The sequence below is a fragment of the Piscinibacter sp. XHJ-5 genome (assembly GCF_029855045.1).
Classification (GTDB): domain Bacteria; phylum Pseudomonadota; class Gammaproteobacteria; order Burkholderiales; family Burkholderiaceae_C; genus Albitalea.
The window spans coordinates 88,933-114,825 of the sequence record NZ_CP123228.1; the positions used below are offsets into that span (position 1 = coordinate 88,933).

23 protein-coding genes and 1 pseudogene are annotated in these 25,893 nt (G+C 63.7%); 19 read left to right on the forward strand and 5 right to left on the reverse strand.

Going from position 1 to position 25,893, the window contains the following annotated elements:
* Nucleotides 1-252 precede the first annotated feature (252 nt).
* Entirely contained in the window at nucleotides 253-480 is a 228-nt protein-coding gene (locus tag P7V53_RS00430) for a hypothetical protein (RefSeq protein WP_280153503.1), read from the forward strand.
* Between the two features lie 51 nt (nucleotides 481-531).
* Here P7V53_RS00430 and P7V53_RS00435 read toward each other — a convergent pair whose 3' ends face one another.
* Nucleotides 532-1,242, reverse strand: coding sequence for a LuxR family transcriptional regulator (locus P7V53_RS00435; protein ID WP_280156655.1), 711 nt, complete (start codon nucleotides 1,240-1,242; stop codon nucleotides 532-534).
* A gap of 194 nt (nucleotides 1,243-1,436) precedes the next feature.
* Nucleotides 1,437-2,144 (reverse strand): autoinducer binding domain-containing protein, encoded by a 708-nt coding sequence (locus P7V53_RS00440; protein ID WP_280153504.1) that lies wholly within the window; start codon nucleotides 2,142-2,144, stop codon nucleotides 1,437-1,439.
* A gap of 839 nt (nucleotides 2,145-2,983) precedes the next feature.
* Here P7V53_RS00440 and P7V53_RS00445 point away from each other — a divergent pair.
* From P7V53_RS00445 to P7V53_RS00475, 7 genes are all read left to right on the forward strand, one after another.
* On the forward strand, nucleotides 2,984-3,379 hold the full coding sequence (locus P7V53_RS00445) for a hypothetical protein (RefSeq protein WP_280153505.1): 396 nt from the start codon (nucleotides 2,984-2,986) through the stop codon (nucleotides 3,377-3,379).
* 500 nt (nucleotides 3,380-3,879) lie between these two features.
* Nucleotides 3,880-4,287 (forward strand): hypothetical protein, encoded by a 408-nt coding sequence (locus P7V53_RS00450; RefSeq protein WP_280153506.1) that lies wholly within the window; start codon nucleotides 3,880-3,882, stop codon nucleotides 4,285-4,287.
* Complete coding sequence (locus P7V53_RS00455) at nucleotides 4,274-5,023, forward strand: LuxR C-terminal-related transcriptional regulator (RefSeq protein ID WP_280153507.1); 750 nt, start codon at nucleotides 4,274-4,276, stop codon at nucleotides 5,021-5,023. Before P7V53_RS00450 ends, P7V53_RS00455 begins: the two co-directional genes overlap by 14 nt.
* Before the next feature lie 15 nt (nucleotides 5,024-5,038).
* The gene (locus tag P7V53_RS00460; RefSeq protein WP_280153508.1) at nucleotides 5,039-6,205 is read left to right on the forward strand and encodes a cytochrome c peroxidase; all 1,167 of its coding nucleotides are present in this window, start codon (nucleotides 5,039-5,041) and stop codon (nucleotides 6,203-6,205) included.
* A gap of 27 nt (nucleotides 6,206-6,232) precedes the next feature.
* Nucleotides 6,233-6,562: a plastocyanin/azurin family copper-binding protein gene (locus P7V53_RS00465; protein ID WP_280153509.1), complete on the forward strand. Its 330-nt coding sequence runs from the start codon at nucleotides 6,233-6,235 to the stop codon at nucleotides 6,560-6,562.
* 137 nt (nucleotides 6,563-6,699) lie between these two features.
* The gene (locus tag P7V53_RS00470) at nucleotides 6,700-7,638 is read left to right on the forward strand and encodes a PhnD/SsuA/transferrin family substrate-binding protein (protein WP_280153510.1); all 939 of its coding nucleotides are present in this window, start codon (nucleotides 6,700-6,702) and stop codon (nucleotides 7,636-7,638) included.
* Between the two features lie 60 nt (nucleotides 7,639-7,698).
* On the forward strand, nucleotides 7,699-8,760 hold the full coding sequence (locus P7V53_RS00475; RefSeq protein ID WP_280153511.1) for a DUF3365 domain-containing protein: 1,062 nt from the start codon (nucleotides 7,699-7,701) through the stop codon (nucleotides 8,758-8,760).
* A 687-nt stretch (nucleotides 8,761-9,447) separates the two neighbouring features.
* Here the strand turns inward: P7V53_RS00475 and P7V53_RS00480 are convergent.
* Nucleotides 9,448-9,801, reverse strand: coding sequence for a hypothetical protein (locus tag P7V53_RS00480; protein WP_280153512.1), 354 nt, complete (start codon nucleotides 9,799-9,801; stop codon nucleotides 9,448-9,450).
* Between the two features lie 11 nt (nucleotides 9,802-9,812).
* On the opposite strand from P7V53_RS00480, the gene P7V53_RS00485 reads away from it, so the two are divergent.
* Nucleotides 9,813-11,081 carry an HlyD family efflux transporter periplasmic adaptor subunit gene (locus P7V53_RS00485; RefSeq protein ID WP_280153514.1) on the forward strand — a complete coding sequence of 423 codons (1,269 nt, stop codon included), beginning with the start codon at nucleotides 9,813-9,815 and terminating at the stop codon, nucleotides 11,079-11,081.
* A gap of 40 nt (nucleotides 11,082-11,121) precedes the next feature.
* Nucleotides 11,122-13,319: pseudogene (locus P7V53_RS00490) on the forward strand (peptidase domain-containing ABC transporter); the annotation flags it as partial.
* Here the strand turns inward: P7V53_RS00490 and P7V53_RS00495 are convergent.
* Complete coding sequence (locus P7V53_RS00495; protein ID WP_280153515.1) at nucleotides 13,267-13,518, reverse strand: YkgJ family cysteine cluster protein; 252 nt, start codon at nucleotides 13,516-13,518, stop codon at nucleotides 13,267-13,269. The pseudogene P7V53_RS00490 and the gene P7V53_RS00495 sit on opposite strands and share 53 nt — an antisense overlap.
* 122 nt (nucleotides 13,519-13,640) lie before the next feature.
* Between P7V53_RS00495 and mnmG the strand changes: the two genes are divergently transcribed.
* From mnmG to P7V53_RS00515, 4 genes are all read left to right on the forward strand, one after another.
* Nucleotides 13,641-15,602 carry a tRNA uridine-5-carboxymethylaminomethyl(34) synthesis enzyme MnmG gene (gene mnmG, locus P7V53_RS00500; RefSeq protein ID WP_280153516.1) on the forward strand — a complete coding sequence of 654 codons (1,962 nt, stop codon included), beginning with the start codon at nucleotides 13,641-13,643 and terminating at the stop codon, nucleotides 15,600-15,602.
* A 71-nt stretch (nucleotides 15,603-15,673) separates the two neighbouring features.
* Nucleotides 15,674-16,321, forward strand: a complete 648-nt coding sequence (rsmG, locus tag P7V53_RS00505) for a 16S rRNA (guanine(527)-N(7))-methyltransferase RsmG (protein WP_280153517.1) — start codon at nucleotides 15,674-15,676, stop codon at nucleotides 16,319-16,321.
* A gap of 140 nt (nucleotides 16,322-16,461) precedes the next feature.
* On the forward strand, nucleotides 16,462-17,232 hold the full coding sequence (locus tag P7V53_RS00510; RefSeq protein WP_280156657.1) for an AAA family ATPase: 771 nt from the start codon (nucleotides 16,462-16,464) through the stop codon (nucleotides 17,230-17,232).
* Nucleotides 17,233-17,288: 56 nt separating this feature from the next.
* Nucleotides 17,289-18,065 carry a GNAT family N-acetyltransferase gene (locus tag P7V53_RS00515; protein WP_280153518.1) on the forward strand — a complete coding sequence of 259 codons (777 nt, stop codon included), beginning with the start codon at nucleotides 17,289-17,291 and terminating at the stop codon, nucleotides 18,063-18,065.
* Nucleotides 18,066-18,070: 5 nt separating this feature from the next.
* Here the strand turns inward: P7V53_RS00515 and argC are convergent, their stop codons facing one another.
* Nucleotides 18,071-19,018 (reverse strand): N-acetyl-gamma-glutamyl-phosphate reductase, encoded by a 948-nt coding sequence (gene argC, locus P7V53_RS00520; protein WP_280153519.1) that lies wholly within the window; start codon nucleotides 19,016-19,018, stop codon nucleotides 18,071-18,073.
* A gap of 37 nt (nucleotides 19,019-19,055) precedes the next feature.
* On the opposite strand from argC, the gene P7V53_RS00525 reads away from it, so the two are divergent.
* The 5 genes from P7V53_RS00525 to P7V53_RS00545 all read left to right on the forward strand — a co-directional run bounded on the left by P7V53_RS00525 (nucleotide 19,056) and on the right by P7V53_RS00545 (nucleotide 25,789).
* The gene (locus P7V53_RS00525) at nucleotides 19,056-19,619 is read left to right on the forward strand and encodes an alpha/beta hydrolase (RefSeq protein WP_280153520.1); all 564 of its coding nucleotides are present in this window, start codon (nucleotides 19,056-19,058) and stop codon (nucleotides 19,617-19,619) included.
* Between the two features lie 15 nt (nucleotides 19,620-19,634).
* Nucleotides 19,635-20,540 carry a ParB/RepB/Spo0J family partition protein gene (locus P7V53_RS00530; RefSeq protein ID WP_280153521.1) on the forward strand — a complete coding sequence of 302 codons (906 nt, stop codon included), beginning with the start codon at nucleotides 19,635-19,637 and terminating at the stop codon, nucleotides 20,538-20,540.
* 393 nt (nucleotides 20,541-20,933) lie between these two features.
* On the forward strand, nucleotides 20,934-22,856 hold the full coding sequence (locus P7V53_RS00535; protein ID WP_280153522.1) for a PrkA family serine protein kinase: 1,923 nt from the start codon (nucleotides 20,934-20,936) through the stop codon (nucleotides 22,854-22,856).
* A gap of 24 nt (nucleotides 22,857-22,880) precedes the next feature.
* The gene (locus tag P7V53_RS00540) at nucleotides 22,881-24,158 is read left to right on the forward strand and encodes a YeaH/YhbH family protein (RefSeq protein WP_280153523.1); all 1,278 of its coding nucleotides are present in this window, start codon (nucleotides 22,881-22,883) and stop codon (nucleotides 24,156-24,158) included.
* Nucleotides 24,155-25,789, forward strand: a complete 1,635-nt coding sequence (locus P7V53_RS00545) for a SpoVR family protein (RefSeq protein WP_280153524.1) — start codon at nucleotides 24,155-24,157, stop codon at nucleotides 25,787-25,789. Before P7V53_RS00540 ends, P7V53_RS00545 begins: the two co-directional genes overlap by 4 nt.
* Nucleotides 25,790-25,893 lie beyond the last annotated feature (104 nt).

The following is a 25,893-nucleotide window of genomic DNA, read 5'->3' on the forward strand; positions in this document are numbered from 1 at the left end:
TGTCGACGGTGGGTGCATAGCGTCGACGTGCGGCGTAGACACTGCAGCGCCCGCCATGTAAGCAACTGGCGGGGCGTCGGCAGGACGTCCGCTGATACGGAGCCCCCAACTATGACGGAAGGGCTTCGTGGCGCCGGCGGCTCCCCGCGCCAACTTGGCCGTCGCGATAGACCGCAGCGAATGCTCAGTTTGGGTAAGCCGAGCCCAGCCTCCGGCGAGAGCATGCGCTGCGCATGCGTCCCAAAGACCCCAATGTCCAGCACCGTCCAAGTCTCTTCGCCACTGTTGGAGTGGTATTGCACTGTCTCGATCGACGCCGAACAGAATGTGCTTGCGGAGTGCGTGGCGACGGCAATCTCCGCCTTGTATCCGAAGGCGGCCTGGTGTTCCCTGCGCCTTGTCGATGACGGCAATGGCCTGAACGAGTTCGAGACTTCTGATCTGCGGAAACCGCAACATTTGATCATGGAGCTCATCTAGGGTGCTCGCGTAGGCGCGTAGGAGCAAGTGTGAAGTCGTGATGCAGCATGGTCAGCCAAGGATCCCAAGACGCAGTGCCTTCAAGACAGCTTGCAGCTTGTTAATGCAACCAAGCTTTTGCGTGGCGTTGTTGATGTGGCGAGCCGCCGTTTGCTCTGTGATCTTCAGAATTTGGCCAAGCTCCCAGGCCGTCTTGCCTTCCATGGTCCAGCGAAGGCACTCCAGTTCGCGTACGCTTAGTTTGGGCAAGTCGAGGTCGGTTTCCGGCAAGAGGATGCGCAATGCGGCCTCCTGTGCGAACACAGCAAACAACTGAATATCCGCAACCGTGCGGGTCAACTCGCCGCTGTGCGATGGGAGCGGACCATCGCGATCCAAGCCGATGAAGTAGTGCCTTCCATTCGGCATGTGCATCGCGACAGCGATCCCGGCCTTGTATCCGAACGCCGCTTGATGTTCCCAGCGTTCTCCCAGATCCGCGGACACATACGTTTGCTGCCCCCAGACGATAGGGGTGCCGTGGTGTTTGCAGTGCTGCATCACGGGATCACGACGGGCCAGCTCAAGATTCATGAATGTCTCGAGGTATAGCGGTGGCGAGTTGTGCAAAACGATGAAGCTAGGCTGCGCAAGCGGACTGTCGATAACGGCCATGGTGCTAACCAGGTCGAAGCCGTTGCAGCGGGCAAACTTTAAGACCTCCCTAAGAAGATCATCTCGACTACGGGCTCCGAGGACGGATGTGAACTTTGAGGTCAACATTGTCGTGTCTGCTGCTTTGCCGCTATTGGGGATGAGTCTCAATCGCTAGTCTGTTCAATACGGCCAGCTTTGTTGACGCGACTGAGCGTCTGCGTCGCGTTGGCGGGTGTCGACCCTCTGTCCGCTGCTCCTACTAGTGCCGAGAATGCGGCTGGGGTCCAACGCACCCAAGCCCCTCTGCCTTCCAAGCATCATCAGGCGATGATTCCCATGCGAAGGGCTCTAATCACTGCGTGATGCTTGCTCACACAATCCAACTTTCGCGTCGCGTTGCTAAGATGTCTGGCCGCGGTCTGCTCGCTGATATTCAGTATTCGGCCAATCTCCCAAGCGGTCTTACCTTCCATCGTCCAACGTAGGCTCTCTAGTTCGCGAGGAGTCAGGCACGGTACATCGCCTGCATAAACCGCAGCGGAAAAAATGCGGAAAGCTGCATCTGCTGCATGCACTGCAAACAGTTGAAGCTCCGCGGTCATGCGTGTCACCTCGAGAGGGCTGGCTGGTAGGGGCTGATCGCGATCAACGCCAATTACAAAGTGGCGTCCCCGCGGAAGATGTAGGGCGCAGGCGACTCCTGTTTTGTAGCCGAATGACGCTTGTTCCTCCCACTTCGTTTCTGCCCCGGCACTCACATAGGTAGCCTTGTCCCACACTATCGGCACGTTCGAGTGCTTGCAATGCTGCATGACCGGATCTGATCGACCCTGTGATCCTCGCCTCTGATCAAACGCGGCGGGCGCGTTGGATGCCCCGATGAACGATGCATCACCCTGGGCTCCATCAATGACGACATACGCGTCGACAGTGTCGAAGCCGAGGCAGTTTGCGAAGCCGACAACTCTTCGCAGGAACTCTGCGCGATCCTTGGCATTGAGGACCGATGTGAAGACATCCACCAACATGAGGTTCCGCTATGACAAGGATTGCGCGCCGCTCGCACAAACAGACCGGCCGTGCGCGCTTTGCTTCTCTCTTTTGGATTGGGGCGCTGGCCGAACACGGCGTGCGTCGAGAGACGCCTGAACGACCGCTCTGAGGCTCTTGCCGCGCTTAGCTGTGTGTTCGTCTGGGACGGGGCGTGAGCACTGTCCTCGCTTGCCCATCGCTATCGAAAGTTGTCGACCAAGGGGATCTGGATACGTCGCGATCAATATTGCTTGCCCGAAAGGCGTATCGTCGTCACAGGTCGTCCATATCAGCGCGGGCAATCGACCGAACGGTCGTGTTGGGCACCCCGATGATTTTTTGTGTAGATGTTGCGTATGAGCCTCTCCTAATTAATCAGGCCAAGACGGAGCGCCTTCGCGACTGCTTGATGCTTATTCACACAATTCAGCTTGCGCGTAGCGTTGTTGATATGTCTCGCCGCTGTTTGTTCGCAAATCCCGAGGATCCTTCCAAGCCCTCAGGCCGTCTTTCCGTCACAGGTCCAGCGGAGCACCTCCAACTCACGAACCGTCATCTTGGGTATGTTTAGCTCCGGGGAAGACGGCAGCAGAACGCTCATTGCGGCGTCTACCGTATACACGTGAACAATTGCAACTCAGCGGTCATGCGAGCAAGCTCACCTCCCGCACGTGGGCAATGCATGGTCCCGATCCACGCCGTGCGGCAGGTGCAGTGCGCACACTATTCCGGTCCGATAGCCAAAGGAGGCCTGCTCCTCCCAGCCGTCTATACAACCCGCCGTCGCATAGGTGTTCCTATCCCAGACGATTGGTAAGAAGGAACGTTTGCAGTGTTGCATGACGGGATCGCGCTGATGCGTTGCGGCGTCCCGCCGTTCATCGAAGTCGGCGGGTGCGTTGTGAACTCCGACGAACTCAGGCGGAGCCTGGGGTCTGTCAAACACTGCAAACGCGTCGACTGTCTTGAAGCCCAGGTCCGCCGCAAGGCGAACCGTTTCATGCATGAATTGTTCACGGGACGCGACGTTCAGAAGAAAAGTGAATCTGTCCAGAAGCACGGCGTCAAAGCTGCAGCAAGGGGTGTGGCCGGATCAAGCCTGGCAAGAGGGCGGCCTGCGATTTGGATTCGCTTCCGCGCGCATGCTCGGCAAGTAGTCGACAGAGATGCGACGCCAATCCTCTGGAGCAATGCAACTCATGTCAATGACGGTGCTCTGACGTTGCGCTGACGGCTGGAATCCACATCCCCTCGTTGACCAGCATCGCCCCGTTGGTCCCATTTGCCCGGGAGTTGGTCCACAAAACGACTCGCAATGGTGCAAGACGAGCTGCAAGCCGTGGTGAAGGCCTTGCGCATGGGATTCATCCACTGACCCAGTGCGAGCCGCCAGCACCGCGTCTTGGCAGATTTCAAGCAGCAGTGCGCTTGGGTTTGTCTAGCTGACAGCGTCTCGCTTCAACTTCAGGCGCTTTCCGGCGAGCGCGGTGCGGCGGCGTGCGCCTCACGGGTTGTTGGCCTCTGCCGTGGGACATGGCCGTTGTATGTCAAATCTGCCACGTTCCGAGCGTTTGATGCCGCGGGAGACCGCGTGGGTTCATCAAGCACGCTTCGCTGCCGTTGTCAATGACAAGCGTTTGTCATTGTTCGCACGCCGCTCCCGCGATGGAATCCAGCCAGAGGTAGGCGCGTTCCGCGCGCTTGGGAAGCGAACAACGTCATCAGTGACACATGATGAACAACGACGAAACGTCCACAGTTCCGGCGGGTGCCGACCCCGGTATCACGCCTGCCGCCGCGCCACGCGAGCCGCGCGATTTGTCCGTCCTGCGACCCGAGGCTTTGCCATGCGGGCAGACCGCGATGGCGCCGCCGCCTGCCCCGATCGGCATCTGCAGCGGCGACGGGGTCCTGTCGTTCGCGTTGACCAGCACGTCGCCCGGCGTTCATGTCAAGCGCACGCTGCGCCGCGCGGACGGAAGCAAGCTGCTCTGCTCGGTGGTCTTTCGCGACGAGCTGAGCTTCACGAGCTGGCTGGACGCCGACGACTTGCGGTTTACGTACGCGCTGTTGTTCCAGCAACTTCGAAGCAGCTTTCGCCGGCTTAACGTCTCGGATGTCGGCGATGGCCGCCGCTGAACCGCTCATGGCGTCGCCCGGCGCGCTTGAGCGCGCCAGCGAAGCCATCTGTCGAATTGCGGCCGCGCGCAACGAAGGCGAGGTGGTCGGGCTTCTGAGCGACGCGTCGCACCGGCTCGGCGCGGACGTGGCGCTTTTCTGCTCATGCCTGCAAGCCAAGGGGGTGCCCTTGCGGTTCATGCTGGCGTGCGACCCCCGTTGGTACCTGGAATATGAGCGCTTCATCAACTGGAGCCAGGATCCGTGGGTGCTGTACGCAGCCGAAAGCGCCGAACCTGTTTGCGCCTCGCGCTTGATGGTGACGTCGCAGGCCGGCAGTCAGGCGCTCGCATTGGCTAGGCGCTATGGATTCGAGTCGGCGTTCGTCGTACCTTCGCCAGCCGGCCGCGGTGAAGCGCGGTGGGGCGTCCTCGTACTCGGGTCTCGCACGGACGGGTTCTTCGAAAGCGCTGGCTGCATTGCACTGAAGGTGATGGCGCGCTCGCTGTCGATGGAGCTCCACGAGTGGTGTCTGTCACATGCGAGGCGCGATTTCCTGTCCCGTGCGCAGCTGTCGTCCCGGGACATCGATCTGCTGCGTCGAGAGCACCGAGGCTACAGCACGAAGGAGATCGCTCGCCAGTTGCACGTCACCGTGCAATCCGTCGACTCGCGATTCCAGCGGCTCAATGCGCGTCTGGGCGTTTCCAGCAGAAAGGCGGCTGCGTCGCTGGCTGTCACGTACGGCTTGATCTAAGACGGCGGCGACTGCATGAGGCAGCTCACAGGCGCCAAAACTGAGCGCGCGAATCGGCAGGTCGAGTGCGCGGTGCTCCCAGCAGGTTCGGTGCTGCTAGCCCTCCGTGCTGCGTGCACACTCCTGGCTGCGTTGATTGCCGCGCCGGCGGGGGCGGCGGATTCATCGCTTGTCACGGCCCAGGGCGATACGTTCACACTCGTTGCAGGCCATCCGAGCCTCAAGCGCTGGCTCATGCCGCGTGAGATCCCGGCTCCCGCCGACAACGCCACGACACCCGAGCGAATCAAGCTGGGCGAGATGCTGTTCTTCGATGCCCGCCTGTCAGTGCATGGGTACACGAGCTGTGCCATGTGTCATTTGCCTGAGCGTGGGTTTGCGGATGGCGTTCCCACCTCGGTGCGTTTCATGGGCGAAAAGATGACGCGCAACTCGCCGGGCCTGGTGAACGTGGCGTACAACCCACTGCACATGTGGGACGGGCGCAATGCCACGCTCGAACAGCAAGCTCTGAGTTCCCAGAGTTCCCTGGGCAGCCTGAATGCCGGCGCCCATCAGCTCGGCATCACGGAGGCGGATCTCGGCATGGAGCGGATCAGGCGCAACGTCGCTTATGCAAGAGCGTTCGCCAAGGCATATCCCGACGAACCGATTACGAAGCAAACAGCGGCCAAGGCGATCTCGGCGTTCGAGCGATCCCTGGTGTCGCGCGACTCGCCATTCGACCGGTGGGTGCAAGGGGACGTGCACGCCATGACGGCGAGACAGGTCAATGGCTTTCGAATCTTCCTCGATCCATCAAAGGGAAACTGCGTCGCTTGCCACGCTGCGCCGAACTTCACCGACAACGGCTTCCACAACCTCGGCCTCAGGCAATTCGGGCAACCCGATCCCGACGTGGGGCGCTTCAGCCAGCGGGCAATTCCATCCATGCGGGGAGCCTTCCGCACGCCGACGCTTCGCGATGTCGATCTCACACCGCCGTACTTCCACGACGGCTCGGCCAACACGCTGTGGGACGTCGTCGAGCACTACGCCCGCGGAGGCGACGCCAGGGCGAATCTCTCACCGCTAATCAGGCCGCTTGCGATCACCGCGGAGGAAAAGGCGGACCTGGTGTCATTCATGAAGGCGCTGACGACCCGGCGCGATGTGTATGCAACCCCGCGCCTGCCGCGCTGACGCAGCGGCACTTCTCCGGAGCGCTCCATGAACGCCAGCACGCTCACACTTTCCATTCATGTTGCGCTCGCGCTGTTCTCAGCGGCTTCGGTATCGGCTGCCGATCATTCAGTCGTGCAGCGCAACAAGGCGTTTGCCGTCAGGCGACTGGTTGTCAATGTCGGCGACACGATCAAGTTCGTCAATTTGGACGACGTGCCACACAACGCCTTTTCGCTCGCGAACGGTAATGTCTTCGATACCGGCATGTTGACGAAAGGAAACTCGAAGGACATCACTTTCACCAAATCGGGGATTGTCGAAGTGGAGTGTGCCGTTCATCCATTGATGACGATGACGGTGGAAGTGCGCCCCTAGTCATGTCGACGGGGACGCAGCGGCGCGATTGCGATGATTCTTCGCGCAAAGTCATCACGTGGCGATCAGCCATCTCCATCTATCGTTTGACTTCGTACTGAGGTACTGAATGAATGCCAATGTCGAGGTCGAGCGAAATGCGCAAACTGTTCCGAGTGATCTCTTTGATGGCGGCTGCCGCAGCAGTCATGGTGTGCTCGTTTCATGCTGCCGCGGCAGGCGCCACGAAGTTTGAAGAGCCGCTGCTGCTTGGCATCAACGAGGGGGCAACGGACAGCCGAAGCGCCGATGACTTGCGTCGGCAGTACGCATCCCTCGCCAAGGTGCTGGCGCGAATTGCGGGCAAATCGGTGATCGTCGAGCCTTATGTCGACGTCGCCCTCTTTCGCAAGAAGTTTGACGAAGGCGCGTTCCACTTTGCCTTCGGGAAATCCGTTCATGTGGTCGCCAAGGGCGTCGTTGGGGGCAAGTACGTACCGTTGGTCAAGAACGAACGGGCGTACGTTGCGGGCGTCGTTGTACAGAAGGGTTCGACGATCAAAGATTTGAGGGGCCTGCGCGGCAAGACGCTGGTCTTGCCGCCTGCCGATACCTACACCTCGGCGCTGGTCGAAACATTGATCAACGAGCTCGGCCTACCGTTCGTCGTACAAAACGAAACCACGGGCTATGCGCCTCCACGGCCGGACACCATCGCCATTCGGCACTTTCGCATTCAGGACAATGTTGCGAAGTCGGTCGCGGTGGGGTTGTTTCCCGCCGGTGCCGTGAATCCGTCGGTGTTGGCGCGTGTCGAGAAACAGGCCAGCGAGGGCGGCATCCAGTGGAAGGACACTGAACTCATCGTGGGCGGGCCCGGCGTCCAAGTCCTCACCAAATTGAAGCCCCAGACGGGCTGGCTGCTGGTCGGCAGTGCGGAGCTCCCGCCTCAAGTCATCGAGCGCGCCACGGCGACCCTTTCCGCGCTGTCCACGCACGAGGAGGGCAAGCAGGTGCTGAAAGACATCGGCTGTGCAAACCTGGTCCGGTCGACGAAGGAGGAATACGTCGCGCTGATCAATTACCTCTACCACTGAGCGGCCGCGATGAGCGCACCGTAGCGTTCGTGGGCAAGGTGAACCTGGCACGCAGGCGGCATGAACATCCGTGGACGGTCGATTCGGCGGGCCTTTCTCTCACGAAGCCTTGGGGTCCAGTTCGTCGTTCTTGCCGTTGCGTTCGGGATCGCGATCGGCGGCTTGGGCGCCATGGCAAGAAATGAGTTGGAGCGTGGCCACGCCCTGACTCGAGCGCGGACGATCGCTGTGATGGCAGAGGCCTTGGCGATTTGGTCCGGCCGGTACCGCAGTCTCTGGGTGCACAACGACCCGCTCGACCCTGTACCCGAACTGGGCGAATTTCTGGATCACCGACAAGCGCGTCCATCGGTGTCCGACGTCAGGCAAGGCACAGGGGCAGCGGCATCCCGGGTGCTTTCATCGGTAGATGTCGCGGAGAACGGGGGGAGCTTTCATCGCAAGGTTCCCGCACTGATACAGCGAGAAGTCGCACAAGTGTTTGGCGCGCTGTCGTCTGGCGAACGCTTTCGCATGACCAGTGATCGCCTGCTCGATCCGCGGAATGCGCCCAACCGGTTCGAGCAGGCGGCCATCGAGCGGCTTCGGTCGGCTCGCAAGGGGGGTGCCGAATATCAAGAGACGGTGGGTGGGCAACTGCTGTATGCACGGTCACTGTCCCCGTACTCAATATGCCTGCACTGTCACGCCAAGTCGGACCTCGAGGCCTCTGCCGCGATGAGCAAGGACGCAGGATCGGGTGTCGGCGCGGCCGGGCAAGAGACGTTCGCCGGAATTGTCAGCGTATCGGTTCCCCTCGATGGCGCAGCTATGAATCTTCCGGCCCAGGGACTTGCGACATGGCTGCTGGCGGTGCTTGTGCCCGCCGGCTGGGCGGCGCTGGCGCTGTGGCTTCACCGCGTGGTGGTTCGACGTGCCGAGGCGCTGGTGAGCCATGCACGTGGAGTCCTTGCGGAAAGCGAGATGGCGCCAAATGTGATTGCGGATGCTGCGCCGGAGGCACATCCCACACGCAACGAAATTGACAGGCTGGGGGCCGCGGTCAGGTTGCTATGCAGGGCAATCCACATGTCGATTCATGGACAACGGCGTGGCGCCCCTGATCGGCTGGACGGCTCTTGAAAGGAGGGGGCACGACGCGAACCAATTGCCGTGGACACATCAGTGACCCTAGCCCGAAGCACTGGAATAGTGCTTCGGCCCTGCGCGTAGCCGCAACGTCCCGCAGGGGCATTTCGGCGGTTTGCGTTTGATCTCCCAGCGCGCATGTCCCTGCAGCGCCCGGCGGGACAGGCGCGTTCCACCGCTGCGTGCGGCCTGCCATGCCCGCAGCGGGCGTCGCCCGGATCGCCATCGGCGGCGATTCGGGCGGGGGCAAGGGCACCGGGCCAATACGGCAGGAGGAATCCGGTGACCCTCTTTGCTCGTCCGTGCGCGGCAGCTTCAATAGCGGTCTCCGCCGTCAGGATGGTCGACCGGAAGAGGGTGACGTCCCTCGCGTGTCGGCTGAAGCCAAGACGATGCTGATCTTGATGCGCTGAGACTGACCTTCGGCATCCCAGAGAAAGAGCAATGAGACCCGGCGCCGTTGGCGAACGCATCACCTCTTTGTTGGAAACAGGATCGCCTCCTTGGTGTCCAGTGAACCCGCGGTGAGCAAGGCGCCATTGCCCACTGCGATGCACGCGACGCCGGAAGCGAGGAACACCCGCGATTCGCCTCGAACGCCTCGAGGCTCGGCCACATGACCTTCGGCGTGCCTCGACATCGGTGCGTTCCACCCTTTCGGCGCGGCACGGCTCGCGCCGGCTAGGCGACCGGGGTTGGACGGCGCGTGGGCTGCGGCCGAAGGGGAAGAATCACCGCGCGATGCGGCCCCGCATTCGAGATCGCAACGGCGGCTTGTCCGGCGGCAAGTTCGACGTTCAGCTGGACATGGCCCGGGCCACTGTTCGGGCGGCCGTTTTCGCCGTGCTGCCGTCGGGCCCGCAGTCCATGCGCGATGGCGTCGTCGGATTGCGAATGGTGTTGCGGAAGTACTGGTAGGCGGCGTCGCAGCCATCGCGCGTTGCCTGTAATGACTTCCAGTTGCGCCCGGGCAGCCGGGCTGGCGATACTGACAACAGGGCCCGGCAGTCCGAGCCGGTCTTCCATCGCGTCCATCCGCCGCACCGATGCCCAGCCTGTTCCGCCCCGAAGTCATCGAAGGCCGTCAACAAGCCTGGCTCGGCAGCATCCAGCTCGTCCGCCCCGTTCCGCTCGCGGTCCTGACGCTCCTGGTGGTCGCCATCGCCGTCCTGGTCGGGACGTTTCTCTTCGAGGGCCGCTACACGCGCAAGGCGCACATCACCGGCTACCTGGTGCCCGACCGCGGCGTGAAGCGGCTGGTGCCTCCGCAGTCCGGCATCGTCACTGACAGCCGCGTGGTCGAAGGCCAGCCGGTTCGCCAGGGCGACGTGCTGTTCGTGCTGTCGGTGGAGCGCGCCTCGCTGCACGGTGACACGCAGGCGGCGGTGCAGCAGAGCATGGCGGCCCGGCGAGATAGCCTGCAGGAGTCGTCCCGCCGCACCGCGCAGATCCGCCGGGAGCAGGGCGCTTCGTTGCAGCGCCAGGTCGATGCGATGCGTGCCGAGCTCACGCAGATGGAGGCCGAGGCGCAGGTGATGGGACAGCAACTCGCGCTGCGCCGGCAGGACGTGGAGCAGTACGAGGCGCTGATGAAGAGCGAGAGCTTCGTGTCGCCGGCGGCGCTGCGAACCAAGAAGGCCGACATGCTGGAGGTGGAAGGCCGCCTGCACGCGCTGCGCGTCAAGCAGGCCGCGCACCAGCGCGAGATCGCGGCGCTGGAGGCACGGCGGCGCGAGCAGCCGCTGATCGCCCAGGCCGCGCTGGCCGAGATCGACCGCGAGCTGGCCACGCTGTCCGAAGCCTCGGCCGAGAGCGAAGCCAAGCGCACGGTGGTGATCCGCGCGCCGGAAGACGGTGTGATCACCGCGGTGCTGGCCGACAAGGGGGCCGCCGTGTCGCCCGCCGCGGCGATCGCCAGCCTGGTGCCGGCCGGCGCGCAGCTGCGCGCCGAGCTGTTCGCGCCGTCGAGCGCGGTGGGCTTCGTGCGGCCGGAGCAGCAGGTGCAGCTACGCTACCAGGCCTTTCCGTACCAGAAGTTCGGCCACCACGCGGGCCAGGTGCTGCAGGTCTCGCGTACGCCGCTGCAGGCCACCGAGCTGGCCGGGCTACCGCTGCGCGAATCGGTGAAGGGCACGCCGCAGGCCGAGCCGCTGTACCGCATCACCGTCCAGCTGGACAAGCAGTCGGTGCCGGCCTATGGCCAGGCCCAGCCGCTGGCCGCCGGCATGCAGCTCGAGGCCGATGTGCTCTTGGACCGGCGACGCCTCATCGAATGGATCTTCGAGCCGCTGCTGAGCGTGACCGGTCGCGTGTAGGCTTGCGGGTCCTTGTGCGCGAACCCGGGGTGCTCGCGGAATGGCCGGACTCTTCTCATCGCTGAAACTGGGCTTCGGGCGGCACCGCGTGCCGCTGCTGCTGCAGACCGAGGCCGCCGAGTGCGGCCTCGCGTGTCTGGCGATGGTGGCGGCCCAGCACGGGTTCGACACTGACCTCCCCACCTTGCGCCAGCGCTTCCAGCTCTCGCTGAAGGGCGCGACGATGATGGACCTGACGCGCATCGCCGGCGAGATGCAGCTCAACCCGCGTGCACTGCGCGCCGAGATGGAGCACCTGCCGCAGCTTCAGCTGCCCTGCGTGCTGCACTGGGACCTTAACCATTTCGTCGTGCTGGCCGACGTGCGCCACGGCAAGGCCATCGTGCACGACCCTGCCCGGGGCGTTCGCACGCTGACGATGGACGAGCTGTCCAAGCACTTCACCGGCGTCGTGCTCGAGCTCACGCCGGCGGCCGACTTCCAGCCGCGCGTGGAGCGGCAGTCGGTCACCTTGCGGCAGCTGCTGGGGCGGGTGACCGGGCTCAAGCGCTCGCTCGGGCAGATCTTCGCGCTGGCCGTCGCGCTCGAAGTCTTCATGCTGCTGTCGCCGTTCTTCATGCAGTGGGTGGTCGACGGCGTGCTGGTGTCGGCCGACCGCGACCTGCTGGTCACGTTGGGCATCGGCTTCGGGCTCCTGGTGTTCATCCAGGTGGCCACCGGCGCCATCCGATCCTGGGCGGTGCTGTACCTGTCCGCCACGCTGAACCTGCAGTGGCTGTCGAATGTGTTCGCGCACCTCATGCGGCTGCCGGTGTCGTGGTTCGAGAAGCGCCATACCGGCGACGTGATGTCGCGCTTCGGCGCGGTGCAGCAGATCCAGCAGACGCTCACCACCTCGTTCATCGAGGCCGTGCTCGACGGGCTGCTGGTGGTGCTGACGTTCGCGATGATGTGGGTCTACAGCGGCACGCTGACGGCGATCGCGCTGGGCTGCGTGGGCGCGTATGCGCTGCTGCGCTGGGCCTTCTTCCGACCGCTGCGCGAGGCGACCGAGGAGGCGATCATCCACGACGCGAAGAAGGCGAGCCATTTCCTCGAATCGCTGCGCGGCGTGCAATCGATCAAGCTGTTCAATCGGCAGGCCGATCGCCAGGCGCGCTTCATGAACCTCGTGGTCGACGCGATGAACGCCAATATCGCCACGCGCAAGCTCGACCTGATGTTCGGCGTGCTGCACAAGCTGGTGTTCGGACTGGAGCGCGTCGCGGTGATCTGGGTCGGCGCGCTGCTGGTGCTGGACCGCAGCTTCTCGGTGGGCATGCTGTTCGCGTTCTTCGCCTACAAGGAGCAGTTCGCGCTGCGCGTGTCGGGGCTGATCGACAAGGCGGTCGAGCTGAAGATGCTCAAGCTGCAGGGCGAGCGTCTGGCCGACATCGTGCTGTCGACGCCGGAGACCGAGGTGCTGGTGGCGCCGCGGTCCGATCAGTCGGCGCGGCTGGAGCTGCGCAACGTGGGCTTCCGCTATTCGGACACGGAGCCGGCGGTGCTCAACGGCGTCAATCTGGTCATCGAGCCGGGCGAGTCGGTGGCCATCTCGGGGCCGTCGGGCTGCGGCAAGACGACGCTGCTCAAGCTGATGCTGGGCATCCACGAGCCGCAGGTAGGCGAGGTGCGCGTCGGCGGCACGCCGCTGGCGCACCTGGGGCTGAAGACCTGGCGCGACATGATCGGCACGGTGATGCAGGACGACCAGCTGTTCGCCGGGTCCATCATCGACAACATCTGCTTCTTCGACGCCCAGCCGGATCTGGCGTGGGTGGAGGAGTGCGCCAAGGTGGCGTCGGTGCACGAGGAGATCCAGGCGATGCCGATGGGCTATCACACGCTCATCGGCGACATGGGCACGAGCATCTCGGGCGGGCAGAAGCAGCGGCTGCTGCTGGCGCGGGCGCTGTACAAGCGGCCGAAGATCCTGCTGCTCGACGAGGCCACCAGTGCGCTCGACGTGGATCGCGAGCGGCTGGTGAATCAGGCGGTGCGGCAGCTGGAGCTGACACGCGTGATCGTGGCGCATCGGCCGGAGACGATCGCGTCGGCCAATCGGGTCATCGTGCTGCACGAGGGCAAGGTGGCCCAGGATCTGCGCACCGTCGGGCAGGTTCCGCCGCAGGCCAAGGGTTGACCCTCAGGAGGTCTGCCGCTCCAGCACCCCCAGCCACCGCAGCGCCTGCTCACGGCTTTCTCCGCACATGTCGAGCGACGGCTTCAGCGAGGCGCAGACGCTCGGCCGATCCGGGTGCCCGAAAATGAGGCAGCGGTTGTCCGCCGAGAGCTGCACGCAGCGCACCCCAGCCGGCTTGCCCTGCGGCATGCCTGGAATCGGCGACGAAATGGACGGCGCAATGCAGCAGGCACCGCAGCCGGGTCGGCAGTTCATGTGACGAGCATATCGGCGCCTGGCGCAATAGGGACCCGTGAGAGGGCGTTCGCACACCGTGCGGGTGACTTCCGCCCGGGGCGTCTCTACAATCCCGGTCTGCTCAAAATTTAGGCAATCCGATGTTGTTTCCCAAGCAATTCGACGTGATCGTGGTCGGCGGCGGCCATGCCGGCACCGAGGCCGCTCTCGCTTCGGCGCGAATGGGCTGCACGACCTTGCTGCTCACGCACAACATCGAGACGCTGGGCCAGATGAGCTGCAACCCATCGATTGGCGGCATCGGCAAAGGGCACCTGGTCAAGGAGATCGACGCCCTGGGTGGTGCAATGGCCGCGGCGACCGACGAAGCCGGCATCCAATTCCGCATCCTCAACAGCTCCAAGGGTCCGGCGGTGCGCGCGACGCGAGCGCAGGCAGACCGGGTTCTCTATCGGGCGGCCATACGGCGTCGACTGGAGAACCAGCCGAATCTGTGGTTGTTCCAAGGCGCCTGCGACGACCTGATTGTCGAGAATGACCGTGTGACGGGTGCTGTCACGCAAGTTGGTATTCGCTTTCAGGCCCATGCCGTGGTCCTGACCGCAGGCACTTTCCTTGACGGCAAGGTGCATGTGGGCCTGCAAAGCCATTCGGCGGGGCGCGCTGGCGATCCTCCAGCGATCAGCCTGTCGGCGCGGCTCAAGGAACTCAAGCTGCCTCAGGGGCGGCTGAAGACCGGCACGCCGCCGCGCATCGATGGACGCACCATCGACTTCAGCGTGCTCGCCGAGCAGCCGGGCGATACCGATCCGGTGCCGGTCTTCAGCTTCCTCGGCGACGCTTCGCAGCATCCGAGGCAGGTGCCATGCTGGATCACACACACCAATGCGCGCACGCACGAGATCATCCGGTCGGGCTTCGACCGCAGCCCGATGTTCACCGGCGTCATCGAAGGTGTCGGCCCTCGCTACTGCCCGAGCATCGAAGACAAGGTCAATCGGTTTGCCGACAAGGAGTCGCACCAGATCTTTCTGGAGCCGGAGGGGCTGACCACACACGAGGTCTATCCCAACGGCATCTCGACCTCTCTGCCGTTCGACATCCAGATCGCTGCGGTGCATTCGATGCGCGGATTGGAGAACGCCCACATCCTTCGCCCGGGCTATGCAATCGAGTACGACTACTTCGATCCGCGTGCGCTGAAGGCGAGCTTCGAGACCAAGGCGATTCGGGGGTTGTTCTTCGCGGGACAGATCAACGGGACCACGGGCTACGAAGAGGCGGCGGCTCAGGGCTTGTTCGCCGGCCTCAATGCGGCGCGGCAGGTGCTCGGCAAGACTGCGTGGACGCCGCGGCGCGATCAGGCTTACCTGGGCGTGCTCGTCGACGATCTCATCACCAAGGGCGTGACCGAGCCCTACCGCATGTTCACGAGCCGGGCCGAGTACCGGCTACAGCTGCGGGAGGACAACGCCGACCTTCGGCTGACCGAAGTCGGTCGCCAGTTGGGGTTGGTGGACGATCATCGCTGGGGTGCATTCAATCGAAAGCGGGACGCCATTGCGCGGGAGACCGAGCGGCTGAAGACGAGTTGGGTGCGCCCGGACATCCTGCCCGGCGCGGTGTCAGAGCGGCTTCTCGGCAAGGCGATCGATCATGAGTACCGCTTGTCCGATTTGTTGCGACGGCCGGGTGTGGACTTTGCGACGGTGTCCCAAGTCGCAGCCGAGGCGGGTATCGAGGGTTTTGTTCCACGTGAAACATTGCGGGCCGAACTGGGTGCGGTGCTGGCCGACGCCGTCATCGAACAAGTGGAGATAAGCGTCAAGTACGCTGGCTACATTGACAAGCAGAACGATGAAGTGGCGCGGGCCGCACATTTCGAGAATCTGCGTCTGCCGGAGAACCTGGATTACAGCCAAGTTGCGGCGCTGAGTTTTGAGGTGCGCCAGAAGCTGAGCAAGCATCGGCCCGAAACGCTGGGCCAGGCCTCACGCATTTCCGGCGTGACCCCGGCGGCAATCTCCTTGCTCCTGATTCACCTGAAGAAAGGTCGGTTCAAGGGCTTTGCGGCCAACGACCGGGTGTCGGATGCGGCGTGAGCGTTTGGCGGTGAAGGTGGCGGTGAAGGGCTCGGGCAACCGGGCCCTTCGACTCTGCGGGGAGGCGCGAGATGAGTGATCCTGGATTGGATCGCCTGCAGTCGGCCGCAGGACAACTGCGACTGAAGCTGCCCACCGCTACAGCGGAGAAGCTGCTGGCCTTTCTGGGCCTGCTGCAGCGCTGGAATGCCACCTACAACTTGACCGCGGTGCGTGATCCGGAAGAGATGCTGACGCAGCATCTCTTCGACTGCCTCGCGGTGATCGGGCCGCTGCGGCGCGAGCGAGGCACCGGTCCCAAGCGGGTGCTGGATGTCGGCAGCGGCGCAGGATTCCCTGGCGTGATCATCGCGACGGCGTGCCCGCAGATGTCGGTGGTCTGCGTGGACACTGTGGGAAAGAAGGCTGCCTTTGTGCGCCAAGTCGCGATGGAACTGGGGCTGGCCAATCTGCAGGGTGAGCATGCCCGCGTGGAGAAGCTGCGGGCTGCACCGTTCGATGTGATTACCTCACGGGCCTTCGCGTCGCTATCCGACTTTGTCGGGCTGACCCGTCAGCATCTGGCGGCAGGGGGCGTCTGGATGGCCATGAAGGGGAAGCGCCCAGAGGCTGAAATCGCCGGTCTGCCCGCGGACGTCGACGTGTTTCACGTGGAACAACTCGACGTTCCGCAGTTGGTGGCCGATCGCTGCCTCGTCTGGATGCGCTTGGCGAACTGATCTGGTTGTTGGGAGCCGACAGGCTCGAGATCGCGCTTTGCCGCTCCGCTATCAGGCTCGACAATCCACCCGCCGTGGACCGTACCTCGCCTTCCGATCCGCTGATCTCCGGCACTCCCGCCCACCCACCGACAGATTTCATGGCTCGAATCTTTTGTATTGCCAACCAGAAGGGTGGCGTTGGCAAGACGACCACCACCGTCAACCTCGCCGCCGGCCTGGCACGCATCGGCCAGCGGGTGCTGGTCGTCGATCTTGATCCGCAGGGCAACGCCACGATGGGTTCGGGCATCGACAAGCGCGCGCTCGACCTCACGGTGTACGACGTTCTTCTTGAAAGCGCCTCTGTGGCTGAAGCACGCCGACGCAGCGAGAAGGGCGGCTACGACGTGTTGGGTGCAAATCGTGAACTCGCCGGTGCGGAAGTGGAACTGGTGGAGCTGGACCGACGCGACAAGCGCTTGAAGTCCGCGCTGCAGCCGCTCATTGGCGACTATGACTTCGTCCTGATCGACTGCCCGCCCTCGCTGAGCCTGTTGACGCTCAATGGCCTGTGCAGTGCGCACGGGGTGATCGTGCCGATGCAGTGCGAATACTTTGCGCTGGAGGGGCTGAGTGATCTGGTCAACACCATCAAGCAGGTGCATGCCAATTTGAATCCGGATCTGCAGATCATCGGATTGCTGCGCGTGATGTACGACCCGCGCATCACGTTGCAGCAGCAGGTCAGCGAGCAGCTCAAGAGCCACTTTGGGGACAAGGTGTTCAACACCGTCATTCCCCGCAATGTCCGGCTGGCGGAGGCGCCGAGCTATGGAATGCCGGGAGTGGTCTTCGATTCGGCATCGCGCGGGGCACAGGCTTTCATCGAATTCGCTGCTGAAATGGTCGGGCGAATCAAGGCGCTCTGATACGTTGCTCGCTCAAGGCGACCGTTAGTGCTCACTTGCAGTCCCGGGCGAATCCCATGAATCCAAGCTTCGATCCAGTGCTGCTGTCCCGCGTCGAGGATGCGGGACTCAACGCCAGCGCGCCGCCGCAGCAGTTGCTCATCGACGGCTGGCTGGTGCGTTTCTCTCCGGGCAAGGCGCGGCGCGCTCGGTGCGTCAACGCGGTTGCCCCAGGCCGGCTGGCGCTGGAGCAAAAGCTCGCCCTGTGCCGGCGGGTCTTCGATGACGCGGGGTTGCCGATGCTGGTTCGCATCACCCCGCTCAGCCAGCCGGCTGGCCTGGACGAGGCGCTCGCGCAGCTCGGCATGCGCGCGTTCGAGCGGACGCAGGTCATGGTATGTGCCGATCTGGGCGCGCCGCAGGCGCAGGGCCTGCCGTCCGGCGTGACGCTGGCGCCGGTCGGGCACGAGAGCTTCGCCCAGACCGTCGGCATGCTGCGCGGATCGCCACTGGCCCAGCGCCAAGCCCACGGCCAGCGCCTGGTCAACTCACCGGTGCCCTTCCAGGCCTACGTGATGAAACACAAAGGCGAGGTCGTCGCCTGCGGCCAGTTCGCGCGAGAAGGGGAGTTGGTCGGCCTCTACGATGTTTTCACCGCGCCGGCAGCGCGAGGGCAGGGCTTGGCCCAAAGGCTCTGCAGCCATCTGCTGGCCGAGGCCGTGGCCCGAGGCGCGAAGACCGCCTATTTGCAGGTGGATGGAGAAAACCTGCCGGCCCGGGCGGTGTACCGGCGGCTCGGCTTCGCCGACGCCTACGCCTACCACTACCGATCATCGGATCCGGCCGCGTGGTAGTAGCGCTAGAGCCCGAGGCTTTCGTCCAGGCCCAGGTGCACGTTCATCGTCTGCACCGCGGCGCCGCTGGCGCCTTTGCCCAAGTTGTCCAGGCGCGCCATCAGCATTGCCTGGCTGTCGTTGGCAAACACGAACAGGTCGACACGGTTGGTGCCGTTGCACGCCTGCACGTCGAAGAAACCCCCGCCGGCATCGAGCGTGGAAGGATCGCGCAGCGGCATGACCCGGATAAAGCGTTCGCCTGCATAACGTTCGGACAGCGCCTCGTGCAGCTTCTCGGGGGTCGTTCCCGCAGTCAGTTGGAACAGATGCAAGGGCACGCTTACGCCCAAGCCCTTGTAGAACCGCCCGACCACAGGCTGGAACAGTGGCTTGACACGCAACCCGGTGTGCGCCGTCATTTCCGGCACGTGCTTGTGGCCGAGCGACAGGCCATAAGGTCGCGGTGCGTCCAGGCGGTCGTCCCCGCCTGCCTCGTATTGCTCGATCATCTTCTTGCCACCGCCGGAGTAGCCGGTGATCGAGGTGGCGGAGACCGGCAGGTTAGCCGGTACCAGCCCCGCGTCGACCAGCGGACGCAGCAGCAGGATGAAGGCGCTGGAATGGCAGCCCGGGTTGGAAATGCGCTTGGCGTGCCGGATCCGGTCGCGCTGGTCGGCGGCGAGTTCAGGCATGCCGAACACCCAGCCGGGGGCCGTGCGATGCGCCGTGCTGGCGTCGATCAGGCAGGTGTCGGGATTTGTGACCAGCGAGGCGGCTTCGCGTGCTGCAGCATCAGGCAGGCAGAGGAAGGCGACATCGGCCCCATTGAGCAGCCGCGCGCGCTCGGCAGCGTCCTTGCGGCGCTCCGGATCGATGCGCAGCACCTCGATATCGCGCCGCTGGGCGAGATACTCGTGGATGCGCAGACCGGTGGTGCCTTCCTGGCCGTCGACGAATACGCGATAGGACATGACTGTTCTCCTGAGCCGGGAAGGATAAGCGAGCCCCATGACGAATGCGTTCCCACGGTCTTGGCGCGTTCTGCTGCTGCCGGGCTGGCTCGATTCGCTGCCGGCGCACTGGCAGAGCCGCTGGCAGACGCTGCACGGCTTCGACAAGGTCGAGCAGGACGACTGGCGATGGCCGCGCCGCGGCGACTGGATGGCACGCCTCGATGAGGTTCTCCTGGCCGACCATCGGCCGCCGCTGCTGGTGGCGCACAGCCTCGGCTGCCAGCTCGTCGCTTCGTGGGCGGCCCATTCGCGCCAAGCCGAGCGAGTCGGCGGTGCCCTGCTGGTGGCCCCACCCGACACCGAGCGTGCCGACATGCCGCCGCAGCTGTTCAACTGGCGGCCGGTGACACGCGAGCAATTGCCCTTCGCGAGCATCGCGGTGATCAGCTCGAACGATCCCTACTGCGCGAACGAGCGGGGGCGGGCCATGGCCACGGCTTGGGGCAGCGAAATCATCGACATCGGCGCGCGCGGCCACATCAACGGCGAGTCCGGACTGGGCGACTGGCCGGAGGGCCTTGCGCTGCTGCGCCGGATCGCCGAGCGCGCGAAGCGATAGCGGACAATTCGTCCCATGGTCACGAAGAAACCCAAGGGGCTCGGCCTCGGTCTCGAAGCATTGCTCGGCCCGCGCGTCAAGGAAGGTGAGGAAGCACCACCCGTGGCGGTGGTCAACGGCGCGCCCAGCGTGCTGAAGCTCGACCAGCTTCAGCCGGGCAAGTACCAGCCGCGCACGCGCATGGACGAGGGCTCGCTGTACGAGCTTGCGGAGAGCATCAAGGCACAAGGTGTCATGCAGCCCATCCTGGTGCGCTCGGTCGGACCCGAGCGCTACGAGATCATTGCCGGTGAACGCCGTGTGCGTGCCGCCCGCCTGGCCGGCCTGGACGAAGTGCCGGTGCTGGTGAAGGACGTTCCCGACGAGGCGGCTGCCGCGATGGCGCTCATCGAGAACATGCAGCGTGAGGACCTCAATCCGCTCGAGGAAGCCCAGGGCCTCGCGAGATTGATCAACGAGTTCCACCTGACGCACGAGCAAGCGGCGCAGGCTGTCGGCCGTTCGCGCAGCGCGGCGACGAACCTGCTGCGCCTGCTGAACCTGTCGGAGCCGGTGCAGCAATTGCTGATGGCCGGCGACATCGACATGGGACATGCGCGCGCGCTGCTGCCGCTCGAGGGCGCGCAGCAGGTGCTCGCGGCCGGCGAGATCGTCGCGAAGAAGCTGAGCGTGCGCGAGGCCGAGAAGCTCGCCACCAAGATCGGGTCGTCGCGCCAGAAGCCGTTGCTGCGCGTGAAGCAGGAGAAGCCGCGCGACTTGCGGCGCATCGAGGAAGAGTTGTCCGATGCGCTGACCGCGACGGTGGAGATCCGCGTGAAGAAGCACACATCACGCGGTGAGCAAGGCGAGGTCGCGATCGCCTTCGGATCGCTCGACGAACTCAACGGCCTGCTGGACAAGCTGGGCCTTGCACGAAGCTGACAGTGCGCTCGCGCACCCGCATATGCGCGCTTGTCAACGCACCGTGTCCGTGACACGCTGACCGCATAAGTCCCTAAGGAACTTTCGCACGCGGTGCAGCCTCCGTGCATCACCGGGGTGGCGCTTCCCCGGGCAACTGGAGTATCGTGAAGGCACGGGTCTTGCTGAGTCGTCATAGGGGGGTGAACACGTGAACTGCGGTGCTTCATTCCGGCAACTCAGGGCTTCATGGACCCGCCGAATGAACGAAGCTTGATTCACGTATCGCTGATCGCAAGGAAAGCTCTGATGGAGCCCAAGGCCTAGGCAACAGGTCCGGACTTCATCAGAACTTCCCAAGGCGGCGGTCGAGGTGGCTCCTCGTCCGCCCCCGCCCAGATCCTGGAGGTCAGCATGGATGTGATCAGCCATTTCGCCGCTCGTTTCGAGCGCACCCGCGAGGAAGAGCTCTCGCTCGAAGAGTACCTCGCGGAGTGCAAGAGCAATCCGCTGGCGTATGCCACCGCAGCGGAGCGCATGCTCAAGGCCATCGGCGACCCGCAGACAGTCGACACGCGCAATGATCCGCGGCTGTCGCGCCTGTTTGCCAACAAGGTCATCAAGATCTACCCCGCATTTGCCGAGTTTTACGGCATGGAAGACGCGATCGAACAGGTGGTCTCGTACTTCCGCCACGCGGCGCAAGGTCTCGAAGAAAAGAAGCAGATCCTCTACCTGCTGGGCCCGGTGGGCGGCGGCAAGTCATCGATCGCCGAGCGCCTCAAGCAGCTGATGGAGCAGGTGCCGTTCTATGCGATCAAGGGATCGCCGGTGAACGAGTCGCCGCTGGGTCTGTTCGACGCCGCCGAGGACGGTCCGATCCTCGAGAAGGAATACAACATTCCGCGTCGCTACCTGAACCGGATCCTGTCACCCTGGGCCGTGAAACGTCTGGAGGAATTCGGCGGCGACATCCGCAAGTTCAAGGTCGTGAAGCGCTACCCCTCGGTGCTGAAACAGATTGCTGTCGCGAAGACGGAGCCGGGTGACGAGAACAACCAGGACATTTCGTCACTGGTGGGCAAGGTCGACATCCGCAAGCTCGAGACCTATGCCCAGGACGACCCCGATGCCTACAGCTACTCCGGCGGCCTGTGCCTGGCCAACCAGGGTCTGCTCGAGTTCGTCGAGATGTTCAAGGCACCCATCAAGGTGCTGCACCCGCTGCTGACGGCCACCCAGGAAGGGAACTACAAGGGCACCGAAGGCTTCGGCGCCATTCCCTACGACGGCATCGTGCTGGCGCACAGCAACGAAAGCGAATGGAAGAGCTTCCGCAACAACAAGAACAACGAGGCTTTCCTCGACCGCATCTACATCGTCAAGATTCCGTACTGCTTGCGGGTGTCGGAAGAGGTCAAGATCTACGAGAAGCTGCTGCGCGGCTCCTCTCTGGCCAACGCCACCTGCGCGCCCGGCACGCTGAAGATGATGAGCCAGTTCGCCGTGCTCACACGGCTGAAGGAGCCGGAGAATTCTTCGCTGTTCTCCAAGATGCTGGTGTATGACGGCGAGAACCTGAAGGACACGGACCCGCGCGCCAAGAGCTTCCAGGAGTACCGCGATTACGCCGGCGTCGACGAAGGCATGAGCGGCATCTCGACGCGCTTCGCGTTCAAGATCCTGTCGAAGGTCTTCAACTTCGACAGCAGCGAGATCGCCGCCAACCCGGTGCACCTGATGTATGTGCTCGAGCAGCAGATCGAGCGCGAGCAGTTCCCGCCAGAGCTCGAGCAGAAGTACCTCGCGTTCATCAAGGAACACCTGGCGGTGCGCTATGCCGAGTTCATCGGCAAGGAAATCCAGACCGCGTACCTCGAGAGCTACAGCGAGTACGGCCAGAACATCTTCGATCGCTACGTCACCTACGCCGACTACTGGATCCAGGACCACGAGTACCGTGACACCGATACCGGCGAGGTGTTCGACCGAGCCTCGCTGAACGCCGAGCTCGAGAAGATCGAGAAGCCGGCGGGCATCAGCAACCCGAAGGACTTCCGCAACGAGATCGTCAACTTCGTCCTGCGTGCGCGAGCCAACAACCAGGGCAAGAACCCGGCGTGGACCAGCTACGAGAAGCTGCGCACCGTGATCGAGAAGAAGATGTTCTCCAACACCGAGGAGCTGCTCCCGGTGATCAGCTTCAACGCCAAGGCCAGCGCCGACGAGGCCAAGAAGCACGAGGACTTCGTCACCCGCATGGTGCAGAAGGGGTACACGCCCAAGCAGGTTCGCCTGCTGTGCGAGTGGTACCTGCGCGTGCGCAAGAGCTCGTAAGGACTGCAGTACCGGAAGGACCCCATGCTTCAGCAGATCATCGACCGGCGGCTGGCGGGCAAGAACAAGTCCATCGGCAACCGCGAGCGCTTTCTGCGCCGTCACAAGGATCAGATCCGCGAGGCGGTCAAGCGTGCGGTGGATGGTCGAGGCATCCGCGACATCGCGCAGGGCGAGGACATCCACATCCCGAGGAAAGACATCAACGAGCCGGTGTTCGGGCACGGGCAGGGCGGCAAGCGCGAGATGGTCCATCCCGGCAACAAGGACTACGTTCGCGGCGACCGCATCGAGCGGCCCCGCGGCGGCGCAGGGGGTGGGGGCGGCAGCCAGGCGAGCGATTCCGGCGAAGGTGAGGACGACTTCGTCTTTCACCTCACGAAGGAAGAGTTCATGCAGGTCTTCTTCGACGACCTGGCGCTGCCCAACCTCGCCCGCACCACGCTTGCCGAGACACCGGAGTTCAAGACACAGCGCGCCGGCTTTTCCAGCGACGGCACGCCCAACAACCTGCACGTCGTGCGCTCCATGCGCGGTGCCATCGGTCGTCGCATCGCACTCGGCGGCGATCGCCGCAAGGACCTGAGGCGCCTCGAGGAGTACCTCGAGATGCTGCAGCGGCATCCCGATCCGAATCCTCTTGCGCACGAGATACCGGGCGTCGAAGCCGAGATCGCAGCGCTGCGGGCGAGGTTGGGCCGCATTCCCTATCTCGATCCGATCGATCTGCGCTATCGCAGCCGCATCCGCGTGCCGGTGCCTACCGCGAAGGCCGTCATGTTCTGCCTGATGGACGTGTCGGGCTCGATGGACGAAGCGCGCAAGGATCTCGCGAAGCGCTTCTTCATCCTGCTGTATCTCTTCCTGACGCGCCACTACGAGAAGATCGACATCGTCTTCATCCGCCATCACACGCAGGCGCAGGAAGTCGACGAGGAGAACTTCTTCCATTCCACCGAGACCGGCGGCACGGTGGTCTCCAGTGCGCTCGTGCTGATGGAGGAGATCGCGAGGGCGCGTTATCCCACTTCCGAATGGAACATCTACGGCGCGCAGGCGAGCGACGGCGACAACTGGCATCACGACAGTGGTCGATGCCGTGAGCTGCTGGCTCACAACATCCTGCCGCTGTGCCGGTACTTTGCCTATGTGCAGGTGGCGGAGGAAGAGCAGAACCTGTGGGACGAGTACTCGACGCTGGCGGCAGAGTCGAAGGCATTCGCGATTCGCAAGGTAACCGAGGCTTCGCAGATCTACCCGGTGTTCCGCGAGCTCTTCAAGAAGGAAGGAGCGCCGGCATGACGCGCAAGAACGGTGGAACTGTCATGGCAAATCCCGACCCCACCCGAGATCTCTTCGACCGGCTTCCGGAGCCCAAGCTGCGCTCCAAGCGGGCGGCCGACATCGTCACGCCCCCGCGCGCCGAGAAGCCGCTGCCGACGCCCAGCGACTGGTCGTTCGAGCTGATCGAGCAATACCACACGGTCATCAAGCGCACCGCCGAGCGCTTCGGGCTCGACACATATCCGAACCAGCTCGAGATCATCACCGCCGAGCAGATGATGGATGCCTACGCTTCGGTGGGCATGCCGGTGAACTACCGCCACTGGAGCTACGGCAAGGAATTCATCGCGACCGAGAAGAACTATCGTCGGGGCCACATGGGCCTGGCGTACGAGATCGTCATCAACTCGAACCCCTGCATCAGCTACCTGATGGAGGAAAACACGATGGCGATGCAGGCGCTCGTCATCGCGCACGCGGCCTATGGCCACAACAGCTTCTTCAAGGGCAACTATCTCTTCAAGATGTGGACCGATGCGTCGTCGATCATCGACTACCTCGTCTACGCAAAGAACTACGTTGCCGAATGCGAGGAGCGTCACGGTGTCGATGCGGTAGAAGCCACGCTCGATTCCTGCCATGCCCTGATGAACCACGGCGTCGACCGCTATCGGCGCCCGAGCAAGCTGTCACTTGCCCAGGAACAGGCACGCCGCGAAGAGCGCGAGGCCTACGCGCAGCGCCAGATCAACGACATGTGGCGCACGCTGCCGCGCAAGAAGAAGCACGACAAGGAAGGCGACGGCGAGGCCGAGAAGCGGCGCTTTCCGGAAGAGCCGCAGGAGAACCTGCTTTACTTCATCGAGAAGAATGCCCCGCTCCTGGAGCCCTGGCAGCGCGAGATCGTGCGCATCGTGCGCAAGGTGGCGCAGTACTTTTATCCGCAGCGCCAGACACAGGTGATGAACGAGGGCTGGGCCACCTTCTGGCACCACCACCTGCTCAACACCATGTACGACGACGGTCATCTCGCCGAGGGCATGATGATCGAGTGGCTGAAGTCGCACACGAACGTGATCTACCAGCCGCCGGTGGGACACCGTGCATACAGCGGCATCAACCCCTATGCGCTCGGCTTCGCGATGTACACGGACATCAAGCGCATCTGCGAAAAGCCGACCGATGAGGATCGGCTCTGGTTCCCCGACATCGCCGGGAAGGATTGGCTCGAGACCATCGACCATGCCATGCGCAACTTCAAGGACGAGAGCTTTGTCGGCCAGTACCTGTCGCCCAACATGATGCGCGAATTCCGGCTCTTCTCCATCGTCGACGACGAGAAGGAAAGCGAGCTCGAGGTTTCGGCCATCCACGACGAAACGGGCTACCGTCGCGTGCGCGAAGCGCTGTCGCATCAATACGATCTCGGCACGCGCGAGCCCAACATCCAGGTCTGGAGCGTCAATACCCGCGGTGACCGTTCGCTGGTACTGCGCCACACGCAGCACAACGACCGGCCGCTGCACGACAGCGCGCAAGAGGTGTTGAAGCACGTCGCCCGCCTGTGGGGATTCGGCGTTCATCTGGAGAGCGTCGACGGCGCCGGCACGGTGACGAAGCGCTGGTCGGTCCCGGCACCGGCCCACTGAGTCCGTATTTCTGCGGACAACTGCCGGCGGTGGGCAGCGTTACGCTGCTGTTACCGCCACGATCGGCCCTTCAGCGGGTCCGGTCGTGCAAAATTCGGCTGTCG